Here is a 4,832-nt window from a genome sequence, read left to right as displayed (position 1 = left end):
GAGATCAGCGTGCCCCGCCCGCCGTTCCGGTGGGGGGAGGACCCCCGGCTGTTGGCGCTCCCACGGTCGGCCCCACCCGAGGAGGGGCTCCCCCGCCCGCCCCCTGGGCCTTGAAGCGCTCCTTGAGGTTGGCGAAGAAGTTCTTCTCCTGGGCCGTCTCGGGGCCTTTGCGCGGTGCGTCGAGGTCCACCAGCTCCACCAGCTCCGAGGGGATGTCCTCCAGGAAGCGCGAGGGGGTCCGGGGCAGCTCCTTCCCCCGCTTCACCCGCATGGCGGCGCGGGTGAGGTAGAGCAGCTCCTTCGCCCGGGTGATGCCCACGTAGCAGAGCCGGCGCTCCTCCTCCAGGTTCTGGGCCTCGCCCTGCATGCCCTTGTGGGGCATCAGTTCCTCTTCCATACCGATGAAGAAGACCGCCCGGTACTCCAGGCCCTTGGAGGCATGGAGGGTCATCAGGGTGACGGCCTTCTGCCCTCCTGGCACCTCTTCCTCTTCCTGGCGGGTGTCGAGGCTGAGCCGGTTGAGGTAGGTGAGGAGGCTGGCCTTGGGGCCCTCGCGCTTCTCGAAGGCCTCGAGCGAGTTGATGACGTGGTCGATGGACTTGAGCTTCCGGTCCGCGCTGGCCTGCGAGGTGGTGAGCGACTTGGCGTCGTCCTTGTAGCCAATCTCCTCCAGCAGCTGGCGCGTCACCCCGGCGAGGTTGCCGTGCTCGTAGCTCTGCCGGTAGCGCTCGACGAGCTGGAGGAAGTCCCGCACCTTCTCGGCGGCGCCCTTGGGCAGGTCCTCGTAGCGCTCGGCGCGCTCCATGGCGCCCCAGAGCGTCACGCTGTCGCGCCGCGCGTGCGCCACCAGCCGCTCCATGGTGACGTCGCCGATGCCTCGCGCCGGCACGTTGATGATGCGCAGCAGCGCCGTCTCGTCCCGCGGGTTGGCGATCAGCTTGAAGTACGCGATGACGTCCTTCACCTCCCGCCGATCGAAGAACTCGCTGCCCGATACCACCTCGTAGCGCAGACCCTTCTCGCGCAGCATCTCCTCGATGGGGTGGGCCTGGCCGTTGACGCGGTAGAGGATGGCGATGTCATCCGCCGGGATGCCGCCGGCCACGAGCTTGGAGATCTCGTGGGCCACGAAGCGCGCCTCCTCCTCCTCGGTGGGGGCCGTCACCACCTGGATGCGCGGGCCACCCTTGCGGTCCGACCACATCTGCTTGGCCTTGCGCTCGGGGTTCTTCGCGATGACGGCGTTGGCCGCGTCCAGCACCACCTGCGTGGAGCGGTAGTTCTGCTCCAGCCGCACTTCCTTCGCCCCGGGAAAGTACTCGTCGAAGCGGAGGATGTTGCGCACCTCGGCGCCGCGCCAGCTGTAGATGCACTGGTCGTCGTCGCCCACCACGCACACGTTGCGCGTCTCGCCACTGGCCAGCAGCTTCAACAGGTTCAGCTGGGCCTGGTTGGTGTCCTGGAACTCGTCCACCAGCAGGTAGCGGAAGCGCTGGGTGTACTTGTGCCGCAGGTCCTCGTGCTCGCGCAGCAGCCGCGACGGGAGGATGAGCAGGTCGTCGAAGTCCACCGAGCCCTGTGCCTTGAGCGCGAGCTGGTAGGCCTCGTAGACCATGTGGGCGATGAGGTCGTAGTCGTCCCCCATCCCCTCCCCCAGCGGCTCGGGCGTCTTGCCGGCGTTCTTCGCCTTGGAGATGAGGTTGAGCACCTTGCGCGGATCAAAGGTGCGGTCGTCGATGCGCCGCTCCCGCATGGCCCGCTTGATGATGGCCACCTGATCGCCCTGGTCCGCGATGGAGAACTTCTTGGGCCAGCCCAGCCGGTAGATGTCCTCGCGGAGCATCTCCGCGCCGAAGGCATGGAAGGTGCACACCAGCACCCCCTGGGCCCGGGGCCCGGCCATGTGCACCAGCCGCTCCTTCATCTCCGTGGCGGCCTTGTTGGTGAACGTCACCGCCAGGATGTTGCGAGCCAGCAGTCCTCCCGGCCGCTTGTCGAGCAGGTGGACGATCCGGTTCGTGATGACCCGTGTCTTCCCGCTGCCGGCACCGGCCAGCACCAGGAGGGGGCCCTCCGTGGTGAGCACGGCTTCGCGCTGCGGGGGGTTGAGCTTCGAGAGGTCCATTGCGCGCCGGCCGGGGATACCCTTTGATCTCCCCGTGCGCGACTATTCTTCTCCTCGGCGGCTGCTTCTCCTCGTGCTCGTCGCGGGCAGCGCCTGCACCGATGGTGGAAAGAAGACACCGGGAGTCTCGGCGCCCGCCGCCGAGGAGGTCTCGGCGACCTTTCCCTGCGTCCACTTCGAGGACTTGAGGCACTTCCTCCCGGAGACGCTGGAGGGCCTCTCGCGCACCCGGGATGGGGGCTCCACCGGCCGCTACGGCGAGGTGTCCGTCAGCGAGGCCGAGCGCAGCTTCACCCACGGTGAGGACCGGGAGGTGAAGGTGCGCATCGTGGACACCACCCTGGGCAAGAAGCTGGGGCAGGCCATCCGCGCGGCGGCGCAGGAAGGCCGCAACCGCGCCCAGAATGATCCCACCGCGCCCATCTTCTGGAAGGATGCGGTGGGTTTCGTGCGCTACGACGGGGCGAACGGGCTGGCCGAGGCCAGCCTGCTGGTGGGCAACCGCTACGTGGTGGCGGTGAGCAGCCGCGGTTTCCCGGGCACCGTGGAGGTGCGCCGGGTGGCGCGCGGCATCGATCTCGAGGGGCTGGCGCGACTGAGCCAGGCCTCCGGCGGCGAGGGCCGCCAATGAAAGGAGCATCCGTGGTGAAGGAAAGAGGGTCGCGGGGGAGCGCACCGGATGTGCTCGAGCAGGAGGCGACGGCGCGCCGGGAGGTCACCTCCATGGGCAAGCGCGAGTTCCTCGAGCAGTACCAGAAGCTCGCCAAGCTCTACTCGGCGGATCCGGGCAACCCGGGCTCCTACGCGTGCGAGGGCTGTGAGCGGTGCGCCAACTGCATGTTCTGCCGCGACTGCGACAGCTGCTACCAGTGCACCCACTGCACCCGCTGCGAGCTGTGCAACAACTGCTCGCACTGCGTGGACTGCAAGCAGTGCCACAACTGCGCCTACTGCGTGCAGAGCGAGAACTGCACCACCAGCGCCTACGTGGTGCTCTGCCGCAACCTGTCCGACTGCAACTACTGCTTCGGCTGCGTGGGGCTCTCCAAGAAGGACTTCCACATCCTCAACGTCCCCTTCTCCCGCACCGAGTACTTCAAGCAGGTGAAGCGGCTGCGCGAGGAGATGGGCATCTGACGCCGGCTCCCCTCCGCGCTACAGGGCGCGGAGGACGAGCACCTTGAGGTACTCGCTCTCGAGCAGGCCGCCGAGCACCGGGTGGTCCAGCCCCGCGCCCCGGCGCTCCAGGATCTGCACCGACCGCTTCGCGTCCGCGGCGGCCGAGAGCACCATCTCCTCGAAGGCCTCGCGCCCCACCTTGCCGGAGCACGAGCAGGTGATGAAGAGGCCCTCGGGGCGCAGGCACTTGAGGGCGCGCAGGTTCAGCTCGTGGTAGGCGCGCAGCGCGGTGGTGACGCCCTCGCGCCGCTTGGCCAGCCCTGGCGGGTCCAACACCACCGTGTCGAAGCGGCGGCCGGACTCGGAGAAGCGGCGCAGCACGTCGAAGGCGTTGGCGTTGTCCACCGTGACGTTGGTGCGCCCGTTGCGCGCGGCATTGGCCCGGGCGCGCTCGGCGGCCTTCGGGTCCTGCTCCACCGCCAGCACCGAGTCGCACGAGCGCGCGAGCGCCAGCGCGAAGCCCCCGTGGTAGCTGAAGAGGTCCAACCCCTCGCCCCGGCCCAGTTCGCCGGCGCGCACGTGGTTGTCCACCTGGTCCAGGAAGGCGCCCGTCTTCATGTCGCCCAGCAGGTCCACCTCGAAGAGGTTCTCCCCCTCGTGGTAGCTGAAGCGGGCCTCGCCCTGGCCGTGCAGCAGCTTCACCTCGCGCGGCAGGCTCTCGAAGTCGCGGCCCGAGGCGTCATCGCGGCACACCACGTGGGTGGCACCGGTGAGCTCGGCCAGCGTGCGCGCCACCCACTCCTTGCGCGCGTCCATGCCCTCGGAGAGCGTCTGCAGCGAGAGGCCCGCGCCGTAGCGGTCCACGAAGAGGCCCGGCAGCAGGTCCGCCTCGCCGTGCACCACGCGCAGGCCGTCCTTGCGCAGCGGCGCGCGCCGCTTGAGGGACAGCTCCAGGCGGTGGCGCAGGAAGGCCTCGTCCACCTTCTCCTCGGCGGCGCCCTTGCGCGTCAGCAGCCGCAGCGCCAGCGGCGAGCGCTGCGCGTAGAAGGCCTGGCCGATGGGGTTGCCCTGCGGGTCCACCACCGCCACCACCGCGCCGCGCTCCTCCGTCTCGGGGGGCTCCATCAGCTCGGTGCGGTACAGCCAGGGGTGGCCACGGCGCAGGGACTTGGCCCCCTTGAGGGTGACGCGGGCGGTGGGCTGGGTCGTACGGGCCATGGTCTCTTGTGTCACTCCAGGCCGCGGGCGGCCAGTTCCTGGTCGTCCTCGCCCCGCAGGTGCCCCACCTCGTGGAGCAGCGTCACTTTAATCTGCTCGCGCAGCTCCTCCCGAGAGCGCACCGCGCGGGCGAGGTTGAGGCGGTAGAGGGCCACCGAGCGACAGGGCGTCTCCGAGCCATCACACGGCTCGCCCAGCGGCGGGCCCCGGAAGAGGCCGAGGATGGCGGGCGACAGGGGCGGCTCGCCGGAGAGCAGGTCGTCCTCCGCGGGCAGCTCCTCGGCGCGCACCGGCACCCCGGCGAGGTCCTTGCGCATGTCCACGGGGAGCCGCGCCACCGCCTGGGCCACCTCCTCGCGGAACTCGGCCT

General features: G+C 69.7%; 5 protein-coding genes. 2 read left to right on the top strand and 3 right to left on the bottom strand.

What is annotated here, in order from left to right:
- Positions 1-4 precede the first annotated feature (4 nt).
- Positions 5-2,125, bottom strand: a complete 2,121-nt coding sequence (locus VF697_RS29960) for an ATP-dependent helicase (protein WP_331100245.1) — start codon at positions 2,123-2,125, stop codon at positions 5-7.
- 34 nt (positions 2,126-2,159) lie between these two features.
- Between VF697_RS29960 and VF697_RS29955 the strand changes: the two genes are divergently transcribed.
- Together VF697_RS29955 and VF697_RS29950 are read left to right on the top strand one after the other, a co-directional pair.
- Positions 2,160-2,756 carry a hypothetical protein gene (locus VF697_RS29955; protein WP_331100244.1) on the top strand — a complete coding sequence of 199 codons (597 nt, stop codon included), beginning with the start codon at positions 2,160-2,162 and terminating at the stop codon, positions 2,754-2,756.
- 11 nt (positions 2,757-2,767) lie between these two features.
- Complete coding sequence (locus tag VF697_RS29950; protein WP_331100243.1) at positions 2,768-3,262, top strand: caib/baif family protein; 495 nt, start codon at positions 2,768-2,770, stop codon at positions 3,260-3,262.
- A gap of 18 nt (positions 3,263-3,280) precedes the next feature.
- Here VF697_RS29950 and VF697_RS29945 read toward each other — a convergent pair whose 3' ends face one another.
- Both VF697_RS29945 and VF697_RS29940 read right to left on the bottom strand, forming a co-directional pair.
- On the bottom strand, positions 3,281-4,462 hold the full coding sequence (locus VF697_RS29945; RefSeq protein ID WP_331100242.1) for a class I SAM-dependent rRNA methyltransferase: 1,182 nt from the start codon (positions 4,460-4,462) through the stop codon (positions 3,281-3,283).
- 11 nt (positions 4,463-4,473) lie between these two features.
- A partial coding sequence (locus VF697_RS29940; protein WP_331100241.1) for a metallopeptidase family protein occupies positions 4,474-4,832 on the bottom strand: 359 nt, incomplete at its 5' end.

This window comes from Archangium sp. (genome assembly GCF_036388035.1).
GTDB lineage: Bacteria > Myxococcota > Myxococcia > Myxococcales > Myxococcaceae > Archangium.
The sequence above is the reverse complement of the archived record's forward strand: the minus strand, read 5'-3'. Positions and strand labels throughout refer to the sequence as shown.